General features: G+C 61.5%; 19 protein-coding genes and 1 tRNA gene. 13 read left to right on the top strand and 7 right to left on the bottom strand.

The features are described 5' to 3' along the window. The first annotated feature begins 121 nt into the window (after nucleotides 1-121). A complete protein-coding gene (locus ACR0EF_RS14550; protein ID WP_170359559.1) occupies nucleotides 122-1,135 on the top strand; it encodes a LacI family DNA-binding transcriptional regulator in 1,014 nt (337 codons plus the stop codon). Between the two features lie 22 nt (nucleotides 1,136-1,157). Here ACR0EF_RS14550 and ACR0EF_RS14545 read toward each other — a convergent pair whose 3' ends face one another. The 6 genes from ACR0EF_RS14545 to ACR0EF_RS14520 all read right to left on the bottom strand — a co-directional run bounded on the left by ACR0EF_RS14545 (nucleotide 1,158) and on the right by ACR0EF_RS14520 (nucleotide 6,590). Continuing rightward, entirely contained in the window at nucleotides 1,158-1,931 is a 774-nt protein-coding gene (locus ACR0EF_RS14545; RefSeq protein WP_170372633.1) for a LamB/YcsF family protein, read from the bottom strand. A 16-nt stretch (nucleotides 1,932-1,947) separates the two neighbouring features. Continuing rightward, nucleotides 1,948-2,964, bottom strand: coding sequence for a 5-oxoprolinase subunit C family protein (locus ACR0EF_RS14540; protein WP_170372634.1), 1,017 nt, complete (start codon nucleotides 2,962-2,964; stop codon nucleotides 1,948-1,950). Further along, nucleotides 2,961-3,689 carry a 5-oxoprolinase subunit B family protein gene (locus ACR0EF_RS14535; protein WP_170372635.1) on the bottom strand — a complete coding sequence of 243 codons (729 nt, stop codon included), beginning with the start codon at nucleotides 3,687-3,689 and terminating at the stop codon, nucleotides 2,961-2,963. Before ACR0EF_RS14535 ends, ACR0EF_RS14540 begins: the two co-directional genes overlap by 4 nt. An 8-nt stretch (nucleotides 3,690-3,697) precedes the next feature. After that, nucleotides 3,698-4,993, bottom strand: a complete 1,296-nt coding sequence (locus ACR0EF_RS14530) for a TRAP transporter large permease (RefSeq protein WP_170371804.1) — start codon at nucleotides 4,991-4,993, stop codon at nucleotides 3,698-3,700. A 9-nt stretch (nucleotides 4,994-5,002) separates the two neighbouring features. Continuing rightward, nucleotides 5,003-5,554, bottom strand: a complete 552-nt coding sequence (locus tag ACR0EF_RS14525; RefSeq protein ID WP_342355384.1) for a TRAP transporter small permease — start codon at nucleotides 5,552-5,554, stop codon at nucleotides 5,003-5,005. 64 nt (nucleotides 5,555-5,618) lie between these two features. After that, nucleotides 5,619-6,590, bottom strand: coding sequence for a TRAP transporter substrate-binding protein (locus ACR0EF_RS14520; RefSeq protein WP_170371806.1), 972 nt, complete (start codon nucleotides 6,588-6,590; stop codon nucleotides 5,619-5,621). 182 nt (nucleotides 6,591-6,772) lie between these two features. Between ACR0EF_RS14520 and ACR0EF_RS14515 the strand changes: the two genes are divergently transcribed. After that, the gene (locus ACR0EF_RS14515) at nucleotides 6,773-7,294 is read left to right on the top strand and encodes a winged helix DNA-binding protein (RefSeq protein ID WP_170371808.1); all 522 of its coding nucleotides are present in this window, start codon (nucleotides 6,773-6,775) and stop codon (nucleotides 7,292-7,294) included. Nucleotides 7,295-7,338: 44 nt separating this feature from the next. Here the strand turns inward: ACR0EF_RS14515 and ACR0EF_RS14510 are convergent. Then, nucleotides 7,339-7,423, bottom strand: a tRNA-Leu gene (locus ACR0EF_RS14510). Between the two features lie 738 nt (nucleotides 7,424-8,161). On the opposite strand from ACR0EF_RS14510, the gene ACR0EF_RS14505 reads away from it, so the two are divergent. The 11 genes from ACR0EF_RS14505 to ACR0EF_RS14455 all read left to right on the top strand — a co-directional run bounded on the left by ACR0EF_RS14505 (nucleotide 8,162) and on the right by ACR0EF_RS14455 (nucleotide 22,878). After that, the gene (locus ACR0EF_RS14505) at nucleotides 8,162-8,590 is read left to right on the top strand and encodes a hypothetical protein (RefSeq protein WP_093963272.1); all 429 of its coding nucleotides are present in this window, start codon (nucleotides 8,162-8,164) and stop codon (nucleotides 8,588-8,590) included. Between the two features lie 2 nt (nucleotides 8,591-8,592). Beyond that, entirely contained in the window at nucleotides 8,593-10,605 is a 2,013-nt protein-coding gene (locus ACR0EF_RS14500) for a dynamin family protein (RefSeq protein ID WP_170365740.1), read from the top strand. 7 nt (nucleotides 10,606-10,612) lie between these two features. Continuing rightward, nucleotides 10,613-12,331, top strand: coding sequence for a dynamin family protein (locus ACR0EF_RS14495; protein ID WP_170372636.1), 1,719 nt, complete (start codon nucleotides 10,613-10,615; stop codon nucleotides 12,329-12,331). A 126-nt stretch (nucleotides 12,332-12,457) separates the two neighbouring features. After that, on the top strand, nucleotides 12,458-12,859 hold the full coding sequence (locus tag ACR0EF_RS14490; RefSeq protein ID WP_170372637.1) for a hypothetical protein: 402 nt from the start codon (nucleotides 12,458-12,460) through the stop codon (nucleotides 12,857-12,859). 26 nt (nucleotides 12,860-12,885) lie between these two features. Next, nucleotides 12,886-13,740, top strand: coding sequence for a hypothetical protein (locus tag ACR0EF_RS14485; protein ID WP_254438866.1), 855 nt, complete (start codon nucleotides 12,886-12,888; stop codon nucleotides 13,738-13,740). 71 nt (nucleotides 13,741-13,811) lie between these two features. Then, nucleotides 13,812-15,854 (top strand): dynamin family protein, encoded by a 2,043-nt coding sequence (locus ACR0EF_RS14480; protein ID WP_170372639.1) that lies wholly within the window; start codon nucleotides 13,812-13,814, stop codon nucleotides 15,852-15,854. Further along, entirely contained in the window at nucleotides 15,851-17,134 is a 1,284-nt protein-coding gene (locus tag ACR0EF_RS14475) for a dynamin family protein (RefSeq protein ID WP_170341679.1), read from the top strand. The genes ACR0EF_RS14480 and ACR0EF_RS14475 overlap by 4 nt, the downstream gene beginning before the upstream one ends. A gap of 340 nt (nucleotides 17,135-17,474) precedes the next feature. Further along, nucleotides 17,475-19,616 carry a serine/threonine protein kinase gene (locus ACR0EF_RS14470; protein WP_170371819.1) on the top strand — a complete coding sequence of 714 codons (2,142 nt, stop codon included), beginning with the start codon at nucleotides 17,475-17,477 and terminating at the stop codon, nucleotides 19,614-19,616. A 207-nt stretch (nucleotides 19,617-19,823) separates the two neighbouring features. Continuing rightward, complete coding sequence (locus ACR0EF_RS14465; RefSeq protein ID WP_170372640.1) at nucleotides 19,824-20,816, top strand: FHA domain-containing protein; 993 nt, start codon at nucleotides 19,824-19,826, stop codon at nucleotides 20,814-20,816. Nucleotides 20,817-20,819: 3 nt separating this feature from the next. After that, nucleotides 20,820-21,605 carry a PP2C family protein-serine/threonine phosphatase gene (locus ACR0EF_RS14460; RefSeq protein WP_170371823.1) on the top strand — a complete coding sequence of 262 codons (786 nt, stop codon included), beginning with the start codon at nucleotides 20,820-20,822 and terminating at the stop codon, nucleotides 21,603-21,605. Nucleotides 21,606-21,627: 22 nt separating this feature from the next. Then, nucleotides 21,628-22,878 (top strand): transporter substrate-binding domain-containing protein, encoded by a 1,251-nt coding sequence (locus ACR0EF_RS14455; protein WP_170341687.1) that lies wholly within the window; start codon nucleotides 21,628-21,630, stop codon nucleotides 22,876-22,878. The last annotated feature ends 34 nt before the right edge of the window (nucleotides 22,879-22,912 follow it).

The following is a 22,912-nucleotide window of genomic DNA, read 5'->3' as shown; positions in this document are numbered from 1 at the left end:
GCTGACACCTTTCGCAAAATGTGCACACGTGTTCACTAGCTTCCAACCGTGACAGTTTGATGAAAGATTCGATTCATTGCAAGAATGTTGAAACCCTCAGAACAGGCGAAACGCAAACCGCATGTGTAGCGAGAGAAACAAGGACGCAAAACGCCCCCGGCGCGCAACGGCCCAGACCGTTGCGGACCTTGCGGGCGTCTCGCGTTCAGCTGTTTCGCGCGCTTTCACGCCCGGTGCCTATGTCGATTCCGAGAAGCGTAGACGGATCCTCAAGATCGCAGCCGATACCGGGTATCAGCCGAATGCCCTGGCCGCTGGCCTCAAGGCCGGGCAATCAAATTTGGTCGCCGTCTTCGTCGGCAACATGCGCAGCCCCTACGACTCGGCCTTTGTAGGTGAACTGGCCCAGGCCCTGAGCGGGTTGAAGAAATGGCCCATTCTGATCGACCGAACCGGCGCCAACACGGATCAGGCGCTGCGAGAGCTGCTGCGCTATCCGTTGGACGCATTGATTCTGCGCGGCGGCAGCATGTCCGAAGAGATCGTGGACAGATGTGCGCGGTTCGGCATCCCGATGATCTCGTCAGGCCGTCCCGTTCAAGGGCCCCGTGTCGACAATGTCTGCTGCCGCAATGCCGATGGCATGACCATGATCACCGACTTGCTGATCAGCCGGGGGCGGCGCCGGTTCGGGTTTCTCAGCGGACCCGAGGAGTTCTATTCGTCTTCACGGCGACGCGCCGGGGTCCTCCAGGCGCTGGATCGGGCGGGGCTTGACCTCGTGGCCGAACACCCGACTGATTACTCGGTCGACAGCGGATACGGCGCCGCGCGCAGTCTGTTGTCCCGCGCCTCTCTGGATGCGCTTGTCTGCGCCAATGACGCCACGGCGATCGGGGCGCTATCGGCTGCGCGCGATCTGTCTCTGAACGTACCGGGCGATTTGGCGATTGTTGGTTTCGACGACATCGCCATGGCGAAATGGCCGACATTCCGCCTGACGACAGTCCGGAACCCCATCGACGCCGCCGTTGACGCGATCATCGCGTTGCTGGAGCGTAGGCTCGTCGATCCCGGACGTCCCGAAGAGAGTATCTTTTTGGACCCCAGCGTCATCGAACGCGAGACGCATTGAACAGCCGCGTCGATCGAGAAGCCTAGGCAGGGCCACCGGCGAACTGCTTGAGCTCCACCCCGCTCTTCTGCAGGGCATGGCGGACACCGGCCGCAATCGACACCGCCGTGGGCGTGTCTCCATGCAGGCAGATCGTGTCGATCCGAGTGGGAATATGCTTGCCGCTTTCGGTGATGATCGCCCCGGCCTTGACCATCTCGACCATGCGGGCGGCGGCGCGGTCGGGGTCATGGATCACCGCGCCGGGCAGACTGCGATCAACCAGCGTGGCGTCGTCGTTGTAGGCGCGATCGGCAAAGATCTCGCAGGCCACCGGACAGCCCAGTTCGCGCGCGGCGCGTTGCTGGGCGGTTCCGGCCAGAACCATGATGATAAGATCCGGAGCCACCGACAGCGCCGCCTCGTAGCAGGCACGTGCCATCGCCTGATCCTCGGACGCCATGTTGGCCAGCGCGCCGTGCAATTTCAGATGGCGCACCTGTCCGCCGGCCGCCCGCGCCATCGCCTGCGCCGCGCCGACCTGATAGCGGATCAGGTTCTGCAGCGACGGCAGGGGATAGTGCATCCGCTGACGCCCAAAGCCGTGCAGATCGGCAAAGCCGGGATGCGCGCCGATGCCCACGCCGTTTTCGACCGCCTGCGCCATCGTCGTGGCCATCACGTCCCAGTCGCCCGCATGAAACCCACAGGCCACGTTGGCCGACGTCACGATCTTCAGCAGCGCCGCGTCATCGCCCATTTTCCAGGGGCCAAAGCTTTCGCCCATATCGGCGTTCAGATCGACTTGATGTGCCATTGCACAAGCTCCTTATCTACAAAACGTCCTCTTCGCGGGCGATGGCGCCGCTGATCAGTTGATAGGATAGCAGGTCGGACATGCTGCGCGGATCGCGGATCAGCAGGCGCAGCGCCCGGGGCAGCGCGGCGCGAGCCTGGGCGGCGGCGCGCTCGGCGGCCACCGCCTCGTCCAGCGGCACGAAGCGGAACCGCAGGTCGGCCCCGGCCGGGGCCTGCGCCACCTTGGGCAGGTCGCAGGGCAGAACGGTGCCGATGCGGGGATAACCGCCGGTAGTCTGGCACTCGGCCAACAGCACGAAGGGCGTGCCGTCGCCGGTGACCTGGATGTCACCCGGCACGATGGTTTCCGACAGCACGCTGCGCCCGCCCGAGACATGAAAGCCTGGTCCGTCGCTTTCCAGCCGCACGCCCATGCGGTTGGCGCGCGCGTCCCGGCGGAACGTAGTGGTTTGCAGCCGCTCCAGAACGTCGCCGGCGAACAGGTCGGTCTGGAAACTGGCCACGATGCGGATTTCCCCGCCCGAGAACCGGTCCTCGGGGTCAAAGGTCATGCCGGTTGCACCGCCCGCGTCCAGGCCGATCGCCAGCCGGTCCCCCGCCTTCAGCACGGCTCCGATCCCAGCCGTCAGATGCGCCGAACGGGCGCCAAGAACCGGGTCGCCCTGCACCCCGCCGCCGATGCTGAGGTATCCATAGCTGCCGGCTACGGCCGGCCCAATGCTGAGCCGGGCGCCCGCAGGCAGGAGGTGCGAGGCGTTCCAGACTGCGGTCGCGCCGTCGATCTGCGCCCGCATCCGCGCGCCAGTCAGGGCGATGCGCAGGTCCTGATCAGCCTGAAATTCGCCGCCCATACCGGCCATTTCCAGGGCGGCAAGACTGTCGGCCTGTCCCAGCAGCGCTGCGCCTTCGGCCAATGCAAGCCGGTCCATCGCACCACCGCGCGACAGGCCCATGTCCAGATACCCGGGTCGCCCCATGTCCTGCACCGTCAGGCCGGGCCCCGCGCGCAATATGGTCAGATGCGCGCTCATGCCAACGGCTCGCAACTGGCGCCGCCGCGCGGATCGCTGCGCATCCGCGCCAGCGTTTCCGGGTCGGTGGGGGTGAACTGCACCTCATCCCCGGGGCGCAGCAGGAAGGGTTGGGGCATATCAGGCTGGAACAAACGGATGGCGGTCTGGCCCACATGTTGCCATCCGGTCGGCGTGGTGACCGAAAACAGCACAAGCTGCCGCAGCGCCACCACCAGCGCGCCTTCGGGTACGCGCGGGGTCAACTCCTTTTGCCGGGGGATGTCCCAGGCGGGCGGCAACTCACCCAGATATGGCTGACCGGGAGCAAAGCCGATGGTCTGCACCCGTACCCGCGCCTCGGACAGCGACCGGACCGCCTCGGCCTCGGACAGGCCCGCCGCCTGCGCCGCCTGCCCCAGCTGCGGCGCCAGATCCGTGCCAAAGACGGTGGGCACCCACCAGAACCTGCGCCCGCCGGGCAGGTCGGCAGCGTACCAGTCGCGCTGGTCCAACAGCGTCTGCACCTGCCGGTGCAACGTGGCGTGTGTCAGGCGCAGCGGATCGAACCGGACGAAGGCCGAGACCAGCGAGGACGAGGTTTCCTCGACCCCCGCCCAGCCCTCCGCCTCGAGCGCGGCGCGAAAGGCGAGCGCTGCGCGGTTGGCCGGTTCGCTGAGTGCGGCGGCAAAGCTGATCAACAGCCCGTCCACGCCGGCGGTACGTATGATTGGAAAATCCTGCATCGCCCCCGTCACATCTGGTTCGGCAGATAGGTCACGATGCCGGGAAAAACCACGATGATCACCAGCGCCACGATCATTAGGAAGAAGAACGGCAGCGCCGCATGCGCCACCCGCAGGATGTCGCGCCCGGTCAGCGATTGCAGCACGAACAGGTTGAAGCCAACGGGCGGGGTGATCTGCGACATCTCGACCACGATCACCAGGAAGATGCCGAACCACAGCGGGTCGATCCCCGCCTGCATCACCATCGGCATGATGACCGAAGCCGTCAGCACCACGACCGAGATCCCGTCCAGAAAGCATCCCATGATCACGAAGAACACTGTCAGCGCTGCCAGCAGCGTGAAGGTGGACAGGCCCAGCGACCCGATCCATTCCGCAAGAACGCGCGGGATGCCGGTAAAGCCCATCGCCACGGTCAGGAACGAGGCTCCTGCAAGAATGAAGGCGATCATGCACGAGGTCACGGTGGCCCCCATCAACCCGTCGACGAAGCTGGCCCGGGTCAACGTGCCCTCGCGCCAGGACAGAAGCAGCGCCAGCACCACGCCCACGGCGGCCGCATCGGTGGGCGAGGCGATCCCGGCATAGATCGAGCCGATCACACCGACGATCAGCAGGATCACCGGCACCAGTCGGCGCGAGCGACGCAGTTTTTCCGCGAAACTCGCCTGGATGTCCTCGGTGGGCAGGTTGGCGCGGTTGATCAGCGCCCAGATTGCGACATAGCCCACGAACAGCCCCACCAGCAGCAGTCCCGGCAGAACTCCGGCCACGAACAGACGGGCGATGGATTGCTCGGTCGCCACGCCATAGACGATCAGGATGATCGACGGCGGGATCAGCAGGCCCAGCGTGGCCGAGCCGGCCAGCGTACCGATGATCATCTTCTCGGGATAGCCGCGGCGCGAGAGTTCCGGAATCGACAGCTTGCCGATCGTGGCCGCGGTGGCCGCAGACGACCCCGACACAGCCGCAAAGATCCCGCAGGCAAAGACGTTCACATGCAGCAACTGCCCCGGCAGCCGGTTCATCCAGGGCGACAGGCCGGTGAACATGTCTTCGGACAGGCGCGAGCGGAACAGGATCTCGCCCATCCAGATGAACAACGGCAGTGCCGCCAACGCCCAGGAATTGCTGTGCCCCCACAAGGTGGTGGCCATAACCAGCCCCAGCGGCGCATCTGAGAACAGCGCCATCGCCGCGATCCCGACCCCCAGCAGCGAAAACGCCACCCACAGCCCCGACCCCAGAAAGGCGAACAGCAGAACAAGAAGAATGATGGAAAGCGTGGCAATCGACATCTGCTGACCCTATTCGCTCAGAAGGTTTTCGCCCTTGCCGTCCCAGCTGGGCGCGCGGCCCGCCAGCAGGCCGACAAGTTCGTCGAACAGGGCAAGAGTCAGGATGGCCAGCCCCAGCAGGACCGGCATCTGCACGATCCACAACGGCACCGAGACCATGCCCGGGCTGCGGTCGCCATATTCCAGCGACTCCAGAACCAGCAGGCCCAGATACCAGGTGGCATAGGCACTCATGGCCAGGGCAATCGTGACCACGCAGATCTCGGTCAGGCGGCGCGGTCCCTTGGGCATTCGCCCGATCAGAAGCGTCACCCGGATATGCCCGCCGGCGCGCAGCGCATAGGCCAGCGCCAGAAAGCTGGATGCGGCCAGAAAGAATCCGGTGAAATCGGCATAGGACGGGATGGTCAGGCCCACGCCCTGCCCGGTCAACGCGGCCCAGATCTTGTCGGCCAGGTTCAACCCAACCTGCGCAAAGACCAGCACGACGATGGCCAGAATGAACAGCGCCGCCAATCCACCGGCCGCACGATAGATGAAATCAAGACTGCGCCGCAGCATCGCCATCCCCTCCCCTTTTTGTCAAACCCGGCCGGACGTGTCGCACCCGGCCGGATCGGATCGTTTACTGCTGATAGGCCTGCAGCAACGCAGCGCCCGAGTCACCGGCCTCGGCGGTCCAGTTCTCGAGCATCTGCGCACCGATCGCGCGCAGGCCAGCCATCAGTTCTTCGGACGGCTGCACTACGGTGATGCCGTTTTCCTGCAGAACCGCGGTCTGCTTGGCGGTCTCGGCCTGGCTCATTTCCCAGCCGCGGGCTTCGGCGGCGGCGGCGGCCTCCAACACGGCGGCCTGGGTCGCGTCATCCAGACGGCGGAAAGCACGCTTGTTCACCACGACGACGTTTTTGGGAATCCACGCCTGGATGTCGGTGTAGTGGGTCAGGAAGTCCCACGCCTTCGAGTTCACCCCGGTCGAGGGCGAGGTGATCATAGCTTCGACCCGGCCGGTGCTGAAGGCCTGCGGAATGTCCGGAACCTCGACCTGCGTGGGCGCGGCGCCCGCCAGGTTGGCGAATTCTTCCAGCGTGGCGTTGTAGGTGCGGAACTTCAGGCCCGCCAGGTCATCCACGCTGTTGATTTCCTTGGTCGTGTACAGGCCCTGCGGCGGCCACGGCACGGCGTACAGCACCATCATGCCTTGCTCGTCCAGCAAAGCGTTTATCACGTCTTTCTGTGCCGCCCACAGCTTTTGGGCGTCGTCATAGTTGGTGGCCAGGAACGGCAGCGAGTCCGCGCCGAAGGCCGGGTTGTCGTTGGCCAGCAACGACAGGAAAAACTCTCCCACGGGCACCTGGCCGCTGCGGACTGCCTTGCTGATCTCGGGGTGCTTGAACAGCGAACCTGCGGAATGGACCTTGATTTCAAGGGCGCCGTCGGTGGCCGCGGTCACGTCCTTGGCGAAGTCGTGGATGTTCACGGTATGGAAGGTGGCGTCCGGATAGGGCGTCGGCATGTCCCAGGTCTCGGCCTGCACCTGCATGGCCAACCCGGCCAGCGCGGCAACCGCGCCACCGGCAATCTTCATCAGTTTCATTTTGGCTCTCCCTGCTTGAGTACTGGCGCAGAAGCTGACTCAACGTTAGCGATTTGTCAACGTTTTGTTATCGTTTTAACCACAACACTGCAGAGTCCAAAGGTCAGCACGTTGAAAACACACGCGCTTCATGCCAAAACACTGATAATTTCTCAGCGTTTTGCAGATCAAAAGGCCGCAATATGATCGATTCTTCCCCCGACACACGCCGCATCGTTTCCTCTCGCCACCTGGCCGAGGGCGAAGGTTGGGAACTTTCCGAACTCGAATTCGGCCTGATCATTGTCTACAATGCGTTCTCACGCTGGATGACCCGCTGTATGGCCGCAGCCGGGCAGGCCGATCTGGGACCGCTCGACATCCTGATCCTGCACAATGTCAATCACCGCGGACGCGACAAGCGTCTGACCGACATCTGCTTTCTTCTGAACATCGAGGACAGCCACACCGTGAACTACGCCCTGCGGAAACTGCTAAAGGCCGGGCTGCTGACGTCGGAGAAGCGTGGCAAAGAGGTGTTCTACCGCACCTCGCCCGAGGGCGTAGAGCTATGCGACGCCTACCGGAAAGTTCGCCAGCAATGCCTGTTGGAGGGGCTGTCAGCCACAGACCTGTCGGGCCCGGATCTGAGGGACCTGGCCCGCGACCTGCGGGCCCTGTCCGGCCACTATGACCAGGCCAGCCGCGCGGCGGCGTCTTTGTAGCGCCTCAGCATCCGCCCACGCAGCATGATCGGTAAGAAAGAAAATGGTGCGGGTGGAGGGACTTGAACCCCCACGCCTTGCGGCGCCAGAACCTAAATCTGGTGCGTCTACCAATTTCGCCACACCCGCAACACGGCGCCGACGCGCCGAATGGAAGGGCTGATAACAAACCTTTTGGACAAGCGCGAGAGGAAATCTTGCCGTCTGCGGCGGAATATTGACCCCCGTTCGGAAACAATGGAAATGAACTAGGCGAGGGGGAGATCGACCCGCGCAACGGCGCCAGAATGTGCGGCATCCGGCTTCCCGGTTTATTTTTATCGCCAAATGGAATTCTTAACGCAGAAACCCGTCGTTTTCGGAACGAAACAAAACGCCATAATTGTTCTGTTTTTGGACACATTCACAATTATTCGAAAAAAACAAAATTCTCGCTGACGTTGTGGATCACATCGGGGCGCCTAGACCACCGTTATCAACCCCACCCTGCACCCAAAGCAATGCGGTCCCCTCGCCTTCTCCCGAGACACACGCTCAACCTCCAGTCCCGCTTCCTTATTTCCGTTTACTTTACAGACCTCTACCTATCATTCGAGGACATCACAAAAAACCAAATCGCACGCGTTAACTTGTCCCGAATTCAGACCCCGCGGCCTTACCCATTTTGATTATTACATCCTGAAGTTGCGGCATTGTCATGCAACGGTCACCATAATTGCGCCACATTTCAAACGCCAAAATATCTCAATCACGTCAAAATAACACCGCGATGAAGGTAATTCTGTCTACCAAGGAGTTAATGAGTCTTTTTCGCCTTTTCGGCACCGTACGAGTTTTTTGCTCAACTCCAGTACAAGGGTCTCAGTCGTGACCGAACAGATCAACTCCGCTGCCACCGAGCAAGACGTCGTCTTTCTTGCAAGAGAAAGCTTTGTCGGCGAGCTCAAAAACCTCAACCAGCAATTCCCGAACACAGGTTTCGGCATTGCCCTGAAGACGCATGAGGGCAACGAATACCTGTTGGCAAATGCGCGAATGCCCCTTCCATCGGCCAAATCAAATGGATTTCCGACCGGACGTCGGGTCGCGCGCCTGGACAATGGAACCCGGTTCAGCTCGATCGAAGTGCTGGCCGATTCGCGCGCCTTCGATACCATCTCGCCCGGAACCGAGGCCGAGATGCTGGGCAACGCTCTCGAACTGATCGCCCGGATCGACAGCTTTTCAGGCATGGCGCCTGCCAGTTTGACGGAATCCGGGCATACCCAAATCGCTGCAACCGGAACCGGAGGCTGAACATGGCCCGCAACGACCACCTTTTGTCCGTAGGAAACGAGGCATTGGCGCCGATGTCGGAAGCCATGTCCGCACTGACGACACAGATCGACCAACTGACAGAGGTGGCGGATGCGCGCTCGACTGCGCGGCTGGCCACGCTCAAGACCCGTATGGAAAACTTCACCGCCAGCGTCACTTTCGTCGGCCAGGTGAAGGCGGGCAAATCTTCGATCGTCAACATTCTGGCCGGTCGGCCCGGTCTGCTGCCGTCGGATGTGAACCCGTGGACCTCGGTTGTGACCACGCTGAACATCAACACCCGCATGCCCGGTGAATACAGATCCAAGTTCACCTTCTTCGAGCAGGAAGAATGGGACAATCTTATGGTCGGCGGTGGCCGTTTGGGCGAACTGGCCAATCGCGCAGGCGCCGACGACGAGATGGAGGACATCCGCCGTCAGATCGCGCAGATGAAGGCCAAGTCCGAGGAACGCCTTGGCAAGCATTTTGACCTGATCCTGGGCCAAAGCCACCAATACGATTACTTCGACGAAGAGCTGATCCAGCGCTATGTCTGCCTGGGTGACGAAGACGATCCGGACATCAACCCGAAAACGGGCCGGTTCGCCGACGTGACCAAAGCCGCGGAATTGTACATGGACATTCCGCAGTACCCGATCGCGCTGAAATTGTGCGACACGCCGGGCGTCAACGACACGTTCATGGTGCGCGAACAGATCACTCTGCGCAGCCTGCGCGGATCGGAGGTCTGCGTCGTGGTTCTGGCGGCAAGCCAGGCGCTGACCACTATGGACATGGCGCTGATGCGGATCATCGCGCAGTTCGAGAACCGGCAGATCGTCCTGTTCGTCAACCGGATCGACGAGCTGACCGACCCGGTCAAGCAAGTCCCCGAAATTCGCGACCGAATTCAGGATACACTCAAGCAAAACGGAATCGACACAAGCACCAGCGTTGTTTTCGGCAGTGCGTTGTGGGCCGAGGCCGCGCTGACCGGCAACCCGGACATTCTCACCGACGATTCCCGCCAGGCCCTCAACACGTTCTATCTGGCCGCCGGCTTTGGAGATCAGGCCGCATCGCTGGACAAGATCTGGGCCCTTTCTGGTCTGCCTGACCTGCTGTTGGCCATGAACGAACGTATCGCCCAAGGCGCAGGAACGCGTCTTTTGGACCGTGTCCGTCACCGCGCCCGCAACATCGCAAGTCAGATTCGCGCCACCTCGGTCGCCAAGAGCCTGTCGGGCGGAGACGGCGTTGTTCGCGATCTTGACGGCGTGTCACCCGAAGATGCGATCGCCACCGTCGCGGCCGAATATGACAAGAAAGCTGCCGCCCTGACGACTTCCCTGCGCGACAAGGTGTTGGAACGTCTGGCTTCGGCCGAGGCAAACTTCGTCAAACGTGCAACGGACTCGTTGATCGCGCATCTCGAGCAGAACGGCGAACAGGGCACCTGGCAATACGACCCGGCCGGGCTTCGTACCCTTCAGAAGGCCGCCTATTTCAGCTTTGCCCGCGCAATGCGCAAGGATGCCGGCGCGCTGTATTCCGCAGCCGCAGCGGATGTCGAGGCCCTGTATCAGAAGCTTCTGGGTAACCACTTGGGCGAATTCAGCATCGAGGCGCCCATTGTGCCGCGCGTACCGCCGCCATTGGGCATTGGCAGAACGATCGCGCTGGACCTTCAAAGCACATGGTGGCGTCGCTGGTGGCAACGCCGGAAAGGGTTTGAAGCCTATGCGGCGGACTACACCCGCCTGATCGCATCAGAAGCCAATTCGATCACCAAGGATCTCGAAGAAACCCAGATCGCAGCCGTTCTGGAAAATGTTCGGGCCGTCCTGTCGGATTTCATGCGCGAGCAGCAGGAAACCCTTCTGAGCATCTCGCAATCCGCCGAAAAGGCACCGGGGACCGCCCCAGACCTGATGGCCGGGCTCGAGCCGAAGAAGTCACGTGACGAAATCCTCGGCGACATCCTCAAAGACCTCAGCAACGAAGCAGCGTAAGAAAGCCATGGCAAAAGATTCACAAATCCGCTTCGTCTCTCCTCGGGCATGGGAACGCATCGAGCAGTGGTCCCGCCGCAAACCGGTTTTTGCGCTGATGGGAGAGTTCAGCGCCGGAAAGTCCACGCTCATGAACTTCCTGCTGCGCAAGCAGGCCCTACCGACGCAGGTGACGGCCACCCAGCTGCCGCCGGTCTGGTTCAGTTGGGGCAACAAACCGGCTTACGTCCAGCGCCATGACGGGACCACTTCTCCGATTGGTTTGGACGAATTGGACAAGGTGGGCGTCAACGACGCGCAGTTCATCCGCATCTATCTTGAAGCGGACATTCTCGAGGCCGTCGACCTGATCGACACGCCCGGCATTTCGGACCCCAAAATTCAGGCCGATGTCTGGCGCCGTGCGGTAGGTCAAGCCAACGGGGTGCTATGGTGTACGCACTCGACGCAGGCCTGGCGCGAGACCGAACGCGCCACGTGGGTTTCGTTGCCGGAACGGCTTCAGCACAACTCGCTTCTGTTGGTCACGCGCGCGGACGCACTGGATCTGAAAGACCGCCAGAAAGTGCTCCGCCGCATCAACCGCGAAGCGGGGCACCTGTTCAATCGGACAATCCTGTTTTCCGCCCGTGACGCGATCATCGCGCGTGACAAAACGGGCGACGCCGAGCTGTGGTCGCGCAGCGGCGGCGGCAAGATGATCGACAGCTTTCTTGAGATCACCGAGCAGATCATGGACAGCCGTGCGGAAAAACTTGCCCGCTACCAGATCGACAAGAGCCTCGCCGGCACGCCCCCGGTTCAACCGGTGCGTCCCGAACGATCCGATCGCCAGACCGCAGCCGAAGAGCCCGCGCCTTTCAAGTTGACCAACCCGCTGGATCAGGATGATGGATTCGAGGCGGTCCGGAACTCGGACGATGTGATCGCAACCTTCCCGGTTCGACCGGCCCGGGTGGAGCGCCGCGGCGAGTCGACCGAACGCGAGCGGATCAACCCGGATGACGCCGACCGCTTGCGCGCCGAAATGACGCCGGTGCCCGATGACGATTTGCGGGCCTTGTTCCGGGACGAGGATGAGGATCGGCTCAGCGTCGCCGCAACTTCGACTGCGGTGACTCAGCTGGACGACGAAGACTTTGACGAGGTCGATGACGATACGCTCGATTTCGAGGACGACGAAATGCTGGTCGCAGACGCCGATGACCAGACCAACGATCAGGGTGCCCAGGACGAAGACCTGCTGGCCACGCTGTCAGAACGTTTGGTTGGCGAGTCCCCCGCGCCGGCAGCAGACGAACAGGACGAGACCCCGGCACCCAGTGTCGAAGACTCGGTCTCGTCCATTGCTTCGCTGTTGTCCCAGCAACAGGGTGACGATGCCACGACCTATGAACCTGAGCCGGAATCGAACGGCTTGATTTCGGCCCAGACCCCTGAAGACCAGGAACCCGAAGTGCCTTGTGAGCAGGTCGGCGAAGGCGAAACCTCGCTGGAACACCTTTTGAGCGTGCCGGCAGGAGCTCCGCTCAGCGCGGCGGCGATGTGGCGGGAAATCGCGGCCAGTGAAGATATCCCCCAAGACGTGGACGGGCTGCACGCCGTGTTCCAGGCCTTTCTTGAGGAGTTCGACAAGATCGCTCACGAGCACACCGGGCGCGACGAACAGGACAGGATTCAACCGGTGCCAAATCCGAAAGACAGGGCGGAGTGGCATGTGTTGTAACCGGGCCTCATGGGACACGTTGGAAACGGTAAACCGTTTCCCATCCCGAACGGCAATGCTACTCAGCGGCGCGACGGTTTCGAACCGCTGCGCCTTTGGGCTTAATAAGGGATAACAGAGCTTTAGATGACGATTGACGCCGCATTGACCACCGCCATGGAATCCATTCCCGACTGCATCGCAGCGGGATATGTCGACATGGAAACGGGCATGCTTCTGGGCATGTCGGCAACCGGGACCGAGGATGGTGCAGCCTTGGAAACCCTCGCCATTGCGGTGGCAAATCTGTTTCAGGGCCGGGGCGTTCAAGCATTCGAAGCGCTGTTGGCCTCGGCCGGACTACAGGATCCGGAGAACCCGGGATTTGGGGAAATCTCGGTGTTTTCGAACGACCGGCTACACATCTTCATGCGGACCCGGGCCTATCCGGAACACGTGGTCTGCTACATCTGCCGCGACAGCGCGAATATCGGGCTGACGCTTACGAAATCACATCTCAGCCTGGGGCCGGTAGCGGCCGCAGTTTAGACGGGACCAGAGGGGGTCACGGCATGATGGCGACAGACATAATCGACATGCTCGAAAACATCGGGCGGTCTGCGACGCCCCGTTTGTCGCCGGCCGTTCGGTTAACCGGGGACACGGCCGAGGCCCGGCGGGCCAGCATACTGAACCTGATCCGGGGAACGGTTCTTCCAAGACGCTTGGAGTTCAACGCCCAGAACGGAACGATCCTGGCGATCGAGGTGAACAGCTCACGGATCACGGATGTTTATTCGGCAAGCACCGGCGCCCTTCCGGATTTCGAAACCGAACCGCGCGAAGCGCTGATCGAAAAGCTGGCGCGGCTCGTGTCCGACCTGGCAGCGATCGCCCCTCCGATCGAAGTGGTGTCTCTGAAACCGGACGGGCCGCTGGAGGCGGATGACGTCGGCATCACTTTCAGCGAGATGCAGAAAGCCTGTGCCGAGCTCGTTCTGCCGTCAGAGCCGCGGGTTTCGGTTGTCCCGGATCCCGTCGAGGACACGAAAGAGCAGGACAGCGCTGAAAGTGCAGAACTCAGTGTAGCCGCGGCTTTCTTCGACGGCGCCGAGCGGTTCGCCATGGGACGTCTGCTGACAAGTGCCGAGGGGGCGACCCACCAGTTCGATGGCCTGTGCGCCGATGGCCAGCCTCTTCACCCTTCGGATGATCTGTTGACCCGGTTCGCACAGGACCTGGCGGGATGGGATGCGGACAATACCGGGCTGCTCGAACAGCCGCAACTGATCGTCATGCGGCCGTCAGGTGGCAAGGGCGCGGGTGTCGCTCTGGTCCGGGATGGTCGCAATACAGCCGCCGCCGTACATGACGCGCGCAAGCTGGGTGCCGTCGTCAACCTGTGGAAATCTCTGCGGGAGTCGGTCTGATGACACCGCTTTCGCGACAGTTGAAGTTAAGTTTTAAGCAAATCTTGGGTACCAGTTTTTAGGGTAGTGTTATGAGTGAAACCAACCGCCGGGAATTGATCCGGATCGCCAGCGAAATGAAAGAGGTGAGCAATGACGAGACCTGTCAGTTCATCTCTCGCATCGTTGACGATCTCAGCGGCCTGAAACCATCGATTGCATTCGTCGGGCAGATCAAGGCCGGGAAGTCCCGTCTGATCAACGGCTTTACGGGACAGGCAGAATTTCTGCCGTCGGACGTGAACCCGTGGACGACCGTGATCACCGACATGCATTTCGGACATCCCTCCGGGCGCACATCGGGGGCGGAATTCCATTTCTTCGACAACCGCCAATGGCAGGCGCTGATCGCCGAAGGCGAAGAACTGCGCAACATGTTCCCCGACGATGAGGACAGCTATAAGCGCGAGATGATCGAGGAGCAGGTCGAGGCGATGAAAAACCGCGCTCGTCTGCGCCTGGGTGACAGTTTCGAACAGCTGATGGGCCAGCATCACGACCTCGAAGAACTGACGTCGGATGACCTTGCCCGCTATGTCTGTGCCGGGGATGATCCGACCGACGAAGCCGAACATGATCCGGGCTCGGACCGGGGTTTGTACAGCGACATCACCCGCAAGGCCGAGGTGTATTTTGATCTGGGCCATTTCCCGTTCCCGCTGACCGTGACCGACACGCCCGGCGTCAATGATCCGCTGTTGATCCGCGAAGAAATCTCGCGCCAGTACCTCAAGGAATCCGACTTTTTCGTCGTGGTTCTGTCCGCGCACCAGGCCCTGTCGCGCGCCGATTTGAAACTGTTCCGGCTGATGCAGGCGCTTGAGCTGGGTCAGATCGTGGTTTTCATCAACCGGGTCGACGAATTGGGCGGCGGTGCGGAAGACGCGGCGAAAGTACGCGCCGACGTTTTGGACGGGTTGGAAAAGGCGCTGGGGAAGTCCAGCATCGACGTTCTGATGGGCAGCGCTCAGTGGGCGCATTACGCACTGACCGGGGACGAAACCGGCGTCAACCACGATCACATCCTCGCCTGGCTGCGGGCGCATCCCGAACAGATGAAGCAGTACCTTGCCGGCGTCGAAGAGATAAAACGTGGCCCCGGCCCCATCAGTCGCGAGGCGGTTCTGCGGTATGCTGCGATGATCGCCTCGGGCTTGCCCGACCTGCGCCGACATGTCACCACCGCGCTGACCGACGGCCCGCGCAACGAACAACTGCGTATGGCGTGGCAACATCTGAACGGCTTTGCTCAGGGCGAGCTGGAGCGCAGCAAGGCCCGCCTCCGCGCGCTGGAAGAAGATGGCCAACCTTCGGACGATGCGGCTGGCGAGAATGACAAGACCCTCGCCGAGTTGCGCAAGCTGGTATCGGACAAAACCGCGGAAATCACCCGCGACATGGATGATGTTCTGGCCAACTTGCGTGGTGTGATGGACGACACCGTGGCCGAAGCCGTCGTATCGGTTGTGCGCGGACCCGACGGGCAATCCCCGTTGCTTGCCAAAGGTGGCGCAACCGAACTGAACTTTACGCCGTTGCGCGAACGCATGCGCGAACTGGTGCAGGGTGCGACTCAGGTCATTCGCCAGCGGATGCTCAGCGAACTCTATTCCATCGACATGCAGGCCAACGCGTCTCTGCGGTCCCTGCCGGGCTGGCAGGAGCCGACCGACAGCCGTATGAACACCAGTGCCGTGCGCTGGTTCCGTCCGGACACCACCGCATTGACCCGGGGGATTACGGTCGAGTTGCGGGTGAACTGGTTGTCGCGTCTGATTTCGCGGAAATCCGTCGTCTCTCGCGCCGAGCGCATGATCGTGCAGGAATTCGAAATGATCGGAGATGATCTGATCGATACCGCACGCGAGAACCTGCTGGAGCGCTTGAACACCGCTCTGGACCATTTCCTGGCCCTGCTCGCCGGGCATCTTGAAAACCGCACCGCGACGGGCGAGACGTGTGAGCGCACCCAGGCGCAGGTCGATTTCGACCGCGCACGCCGGATCGTGGACGAATTGCAATCGACCTTTGGTGCTGAACACAGCGACGAACGACAAGCGGAGGCCGCCGAGTGATTGAATTTCCCGGAACCGAGACGGAAGTGCGTCAGCTTGACCGTTTTCTGACCGCAACCGAACGCCTTCCGTCCACGCCCGAGCTGGACGACATGCGCGCGCGGGCACAGTCCCACGCCGAGCGTTTGTCAAACGCGGTCTCAATCGGTTTTGCCGGGGAATTCGGCGCCGGGAAGTCCAGTCTTGCCAACATGCTCGCCGGAGCTGACATCCTGCCCACGGGTCCGCAACATCTGAAATTGCCTTTGGTGATTGTCACCTATGCGGACACGCCTGAAACGACCGTTGGGTGGTGGGATCGCGAGCCAAAGGTTTATTCCGGCATCGCGCTGGAAAAGGCTGCGGCCGACAATCCTGATTTCATTTCGGTGGGACTGAACACCCCTGCCCTGCGCGAAATCTCGTTGTTCGACCTGCCTGGCTCGGGCGCGCTGGACGACACTTACAAACAAACGCTTGATTTGTTGAAATTCGTCGATTGCGCCATCTGGTGCACAAACGGAACCAACGCCTGGCGTGAAACCGAGCGCCATTTGTGGGCACAGGTCCCGCAAAACCTGCGCGACAACAGCTTGCTGGCCGTCACTCACACGGACCTGCCCCCTGTCCGAGACGCCCTCGATCGCGTTCTGTCGCGGTTGGAGAAGGAGAAGTCGGGCATGTTCCGCGCGATCGTACCGATCGGGACACCGATTGCCGTTCGCGCCATGGCGCAAGAGCCGGAACCGGACTTCGCCTTGTGGGAAACCTGCGGCGGCCAGAACCTTGCGGAGAAGGTGCTTGAAATTGCGTCGCATCGCCGCCGAACGGATCTGGAGGCCGCGCGGCAGGACCTTGCCGCTGACTTCCTGCCGTTCTTGGAGACATTGACCGGCGCGGGCGAAGCCGCAGCCTCGGACACCAGAACGGTACAGCCCAGTCTGGAATCTGCGCTGCCGCCGCTGGACAACCCGATCCTAGAAGACTGGCTGGCGGCGATCGCCAGCATTTACGAGGACCTGCGCGACAGTTCGGACATCGAACCGGCCGCCTTCCTGCAAAGCTGTCAGGAAATTGTCGAGGATTTTGCTGAACGGCTGGAAAACGGGTCCGAGATCGACCCCGAAGCCGACTGGATTCCGGGCGAGTTCGAAAAGGCAACCGACCTGCTTCTGCTGCTTCAATTCGAGAGCGGCGAAGGGCCGCTCAAGGATGCGATCAGCATACTGGCGCAGCTCAGCGACAACTTGGCGTGGGCCGGCAGCACGGTCGCTTCGGCCCCTCCGAAGACCGGAACCTGAGTCATTCCCGCAAAGATTGAGCCGCGGCGCGGCGAATCGTTAACACTGGAATCATGATTCCATTGTTTCGAATCCGTGGACCATGGGTCGTCTGGCGCCCGGACTGAATCCTTTTTGTTCGCCGGGCGATACTACATATATGTTCATTATCAGCCCTTGCATCAATATATTGATCTGTGTCCGAAACCGTTCTCAGTGAAGCCACGAGGCGGCCCCATTAAAGTCAAATTTGAAACGTCTAACCGTTCTCAAGTGTCCTGCGGTTGTGTTGGTTGTGTGTTCGCGGGCTGATTGCCCGGTTATTTTGGCCGCAAGTTTTTGGAATGATGGGCGGGAAGAAATGAACCACAACCAGGCTGTCGGTGCATCGCACGACGAACCTCAAATTCAAGGTCTGCAACCGGGCGCGAAACTGCTGCGCGGCCAGTACGAAATTCTTCGCTTCCTCAGCAATGGCGGGTTCGGCATCACGTATTTGGCGCGTGACAGCCTGGAACGCGATGTGGTCATCAAGGAATGCTATCCGGGTGCCTTGTGCCGCCGCAACGGTGACCTGGTCGAACCCAATGATCCGGCCTTCAAGGACGACCTGCGCGCGATCATCGACCTGTTCATTCAGGAAGCCCGCAACCATGCCCGCCTGGTCCACCCCAATATCGTCGACGTGCACCAGGTCTTCGAAGACAACGATACTGCGTATATCGCAATGGACCTGATCCGTGGATGCGATCTGCTGGATTACATCGAGGACCCCAAGACCGAAACCGGCCCGGACTTTATCGTCCAAGTCACCGAAAAGATGCTGTCCGCGGTTTCATTCATCCACCAAAGCGGGATGCTGCATCGGGACATTTCGCCCGACAACATCCTGATCGACGAAAACGGCGAACCGATCCTGATCGATTTCGGCGCCGCGCGCGAACAGGCTGCCAACCAATCGGCGGCCCTGTTGACGCTTCGGGTGATCAAAGACGGGTACTCGCCGCACGAGTTCTACGTGCGCGGCTCGGAGCAGGGTCCCAGCAGCGACTTGTATGTGTTGGCGGCAACGCTCTACCACGCGATCAGCGGCGAGCGCCCGATCGACGGCCAATCGCGCCTGAATGCCTTCAACAACGGCCAGAAAGATCCCTATCAGCCGCTGACCAGTCGCTTCCAGGGTTACCCGGATGGCTTCCTTGAGGCGATCGACAAGGCCATGGAGGTCCACGCGACCGACCGCCTTCAATCCGCACTGGACTGGTTGCGGATGTTCCGCGGCCCCGGTGTCGAATTCGACAGCTTTGCCTATCGTCCCGTTTCGGTAATCGTGGCCTTGGACCGCAAGGACGAAGAGGCCGAAAAGGCCCGCATCAAGGCCGAAAGCGAAAACGCCGAAGCGGTGGTAACAGCCCTGCTGGCCGGCAATTCCGATCTGGCTCTTGGGCATGGCGAAAAAAACGACGACGGACCGGCAAGTTTTGCCCAGAAGGACGAGCCCGCAGCGGCAGTGGACACGGTTGTCCAAAAAGGATCGGGCGGCAACGGCAAGTTGATCGCGGGTGTCGCCGCAATCGCGATTTTGGCCGCTGGTGGCTTCTTCGTGATGTCCGGCGGCTCGACCGAGACGGACCCGACACCGATCCAGACCGCGACGCCCACCGAGACGGCCGAACCTGCCGAAACGCAGACGGCCGAACCAGTGATCGCGCCCGAAGCAACCAAGGCAGAAGAAACCGCAGCAGCAACCGAAACAGAACAGCAGGTGGCAGAAGACCAGCCTGTCGAGCAGACCGCAGCGGCTGTTACACCGCTGGCGGTGGAAACACAGGAAGAAGTGGCTCGGCCCGAAGAACCCGCGGAGGTGGCGACGGTCGCACCAAGCGCTCCTGTCAATCTGGCCGAGACCCAAGTCAGCTATGCCCATTGGGATGTCAAAATCCCGTTCTCAACCTCGCAACGGCGCGCCTCGACCGGAAACATCATCGCCATCACCGGTGTGGACGCCGACCAGGACATGTCCACGATCGGTGAATGGGTGCAGCGAGGCGCGGCGATCTATACCCTGAACGGCAACCCTGTGCGCGCCGGAACGACGCTTGCCGCGCAGGTTCTGGACAACCTTCAGGTTGACCCTGACGGCTATATCCGTGTCGCGGCGCGGTATCGCCCCATCGGACAGACCCGCGCGCAGAACGGCCTCCTGGCCCTGCCCGCAATCCGCGAGTTCGGGCTGACCAACGGTTACTCGTTCGAAGCCCGCGGCGCCGATTTGCCCGAATGGCAGACGGTTGTTGCCGGAGCACCGGCCGCAACGGCAGGCGGCCTGCAGACCGGCGACATTCTTGTCCGCGAGACTGTCTCGGGAACTGAGATGATTGCTGCCGACAGTCTGGATACCGCGCTGAACGCGTTGGTTTCCGAAAACAAGCCCGAAGCACGGTTGGTTGTGCTTAGAAACGGGTCGGAAACAACCGCCGTGATGCCTTTGGCGCAGGAGTGATCATACCGGTACGTATTTGATCCGCCAGTTTGTGTTTGCTGAGGAGGATGCCGTGTTTTGGCCCTCCTGGTGGGGGCCGGCCCGCCGCGAAAGGTAAGAGTGTTTCAGGTTTCCAACTTCATAAGTGCCGCTGCGCCATGCGCAGAGGTTCGTAGCAGCCCCACGGGTCACCTAAGCCCGTGCAAGTAGTCAAAAGGTGTCGACACCATGTTCAAATACAAAAGCCCACTCAGCCGGCTTCTCGAGGGTGCCGGCAAAACCAAAGAAGCCGAAGTCGAAACGACAGACAAGGCCGAGCCGATTGCGGACTTCAATGCACTGCGCCAGGCTCTGGCTGGTGGAAACCTGAGCACGGACAGCTACGAGGAAACCGACGAGCTGATCCCTGAAGAGAAGATGCCCGATTTCGCCGAGACCGAACAGACGGTGGAAGAGGCAACAGAGAACGAAGAAACAGCCGAAGCCGCGCCTGAAGCGCCGGAAGAAGCCGAACAGGTCGTGACGCTGCACGTTGCGGCAACCGAAGAAGAAGAGACCATCCAGTCGGTCATGGCCGAAACTGCCGAACCCGATCTGGAGGAAGTCCAAGAGGAAGAGGCCTCGGCGCCGACCCCGTTCGAGTTGCCGGAACCCATTGCAATCGAAACTGCCCCGGACGAAGCAGCGGCAGATGCCGAACCTGTGGCCACCGAGCCCGAAGAACCCGAAGCCGCCCCGGAAGTCGCCGAAGCGCCGGCCTCGGATCGTCGGTCGCGCGTCAAGACCACCTTCCTCGGGTTCGAGCGCCCTGACACACATGTGCAGGAACTGATCGAAACAGCCGAGCCGGTGGCCAAGAGCGAAACCGCAGGCGCGACATTCCCGGTCGGTTGGCTGGCAGTAACCAGTGGCCCCGGGCGGGGGTCCAGCATCACGCTGACCGAAGGGCTGATGCAGATTGGCCGCAACGATGACCAGGCGATCCAATTGGATTTTGGCGACACCGGGATTTCACGGTCGAACCACGCCGTCATTGCTTATGACCCCGAAGACCGCAAATGCTATCTGGGCCATGGCGGCAAGGCAAACCTTGTGCGCCTGAACGGCAAACCCGTCCTCAGCACCGTGCCGCTGTCCAGCGGCGACCTGATCCGCATCAGCGAAACATCGCTGCGGTTCGTGGCCTTCTGTGACGAAAACTTCGACTGGCGGGACGCATAACGGATGCTGGCTACTCCGGCATATGACATTGCACTGATCCTGGATCAGGGTCAGCGCGACACGCAGGAAGACGCGGTTGCCTCGCGGGTCTTTGATGCCGCCAACGCCGGTTATGTCGTGGTGGCAGACGGTATGGGCGGTCACGCCGCGGGCGAAGTGGCTTCGGATCTGGTGGTCAAGTCCTGGTGCGAAGTGCTCGACGCAGTTCTGGAAAATCCGGAATTGACCGAGAATACGCTGCTGGATGCGCTGCCCATGGCCGCAATGCAGGCCAACGCGGCCGTGGCGGGGTATGGCGACGACCAGCACCAAGGCTTCAACATGGGCTCGACCCTGCTGGGAGTTATGCTGCTGGGCAACAAAGTGTTCTGGATCTCGATCGGCGACAGCCCTTTGTACCTGTTCCGCAACGGCGTTCTGTCTCAGATCAACGAAGATCACTCGATGGCACCGGTCATCGACGCACAGGTAACCCGAGGGGAGCTGTCCGAAGCCGAAGCGCAGTCCCATCCCGACCGCAACCAGCTGACCTCGGTCATCATGGGCGCGGCGATCCCCAAGGTCGACTGCCCCGAAGACGCGCTGGAACTGACGACCGATGACATCCTCATCCTCGGCAGTGACGGGCTGCAGTATTTGGGCAACCACGACATCCAGTCCATCCTTCAGGACAACGCTTCGGCCCTCTCTCAGGACATCGCCGACAGCCTCCTCAAGGCACTGATCGCCAAAGGTGATCCGGATCAGGACAACATTTCAATCGCCGTCATCAAAACGGCCCGACAATAACAAAAGCAAAGCAACAGGACCCATGAGAACACACCTGATCATATCCAGCATTGCCCTGGCGGCAGCAACGGGGGCAGCCTCGGCGCAAGAGGCATGCTCGACCTACGAGATCCAGCGCGGCGACAGCCTGCGTGAACTGGCCATCAAGGTCTATGCGACCGAAGATTATCGCATCATCTACGACGCCAACCGCGACACGATCGGGTCCAACCCCAACATCATCCGCGTCGGCGACGTTCTGACCTTCCCCTGCCTCGAGGATGTCGGCCGCGCCGCGCCTGAACCGGAAACCGAGGCCGAGCGCATGGCCGCCGAGATGGCAGCCGAACTGGTCAAGGCCGCGGAAGAACGTGCCGCCAAGGCCATCGCCGAGGCCGAAGCCCGCGTTGCGGAGGCCCAGCAGGCCAGCGACAAGGCTGTCATCGAAGCCAAGGCCGCTGCGAAGAAGGAAATCGAGGCCGCCCGCGCAGAAGGTGCCGCGTTGATCCGCAACGCCGGTGACGGCACCCGCCCCGAGATCCGCGACCGGCAGTTGCTGCTGATCACCGGGGGCAACTACGCGCCGTTTACGGACGAAGCCCTGCCCAATCGCGGTCTGTACACGAACCTAGTCGAAACCGCGATGCTGCGGGCGGCGCCGGAACAGGCCTACAAGATCCAGTTCGTGAACGACTGGTCGTCGCATCTGGACCTGCTGATGCCCACCCTGGCCTTCGATGCCACGTTCCCTTGGTCGCGCCCGAATTGCGAAGAAGCCGAGACACTTTCGGAAAGCGACCGGAACCGGTGCGAGACCTACAACTTCTCGAACCCGTTCTATGAAGTGGTCGATACGTTCTTCGCGAAGGATGGCTCAGGCTACGAAACCTCGCTCAGCTACGCGGAATTCGTCGGCACCACGATCTGCCGCCCCGAGGGCTGGTCAACCTCGCACATGGACGCTGTAGGTCTTTATGAGCCTGCGATCACCATCTTGCGCCCCGTCGATCCGGACGAGTGTTTCCACGCAGTCATGGACGGGCGGGCTGACCTGGTCGCCATCGAAGCGCATCTGGCCGTCGAGGCCATCGGTCGGCTGGGCTATGAACACAAGATCATCGAAAACCCCAACCTGGCGGCGATCAAGTCGCTCAACGTCATGACCCACAAGGACAATCCGGATGGGGAAGCGATCCTCGAGACGCTCAATCAGGGTCTGGCGATCATGCAGCAATCGGGCGAATGGCGCGACATCGTCTCGACCGCCCTGCGGTACCAAATGGAAAACGGATAAGGGCCGGAAAGGTCTGACAAAACAAAAGTCTGGA

Source organism: Ruegeria sp. CG8, assembly GCF_056537165.1.
The sequence above is the reverse complement of the archived record's forward strand: the minus strand, read 5'-3'. Positions and strand labels throughout refer to the sequence as shown.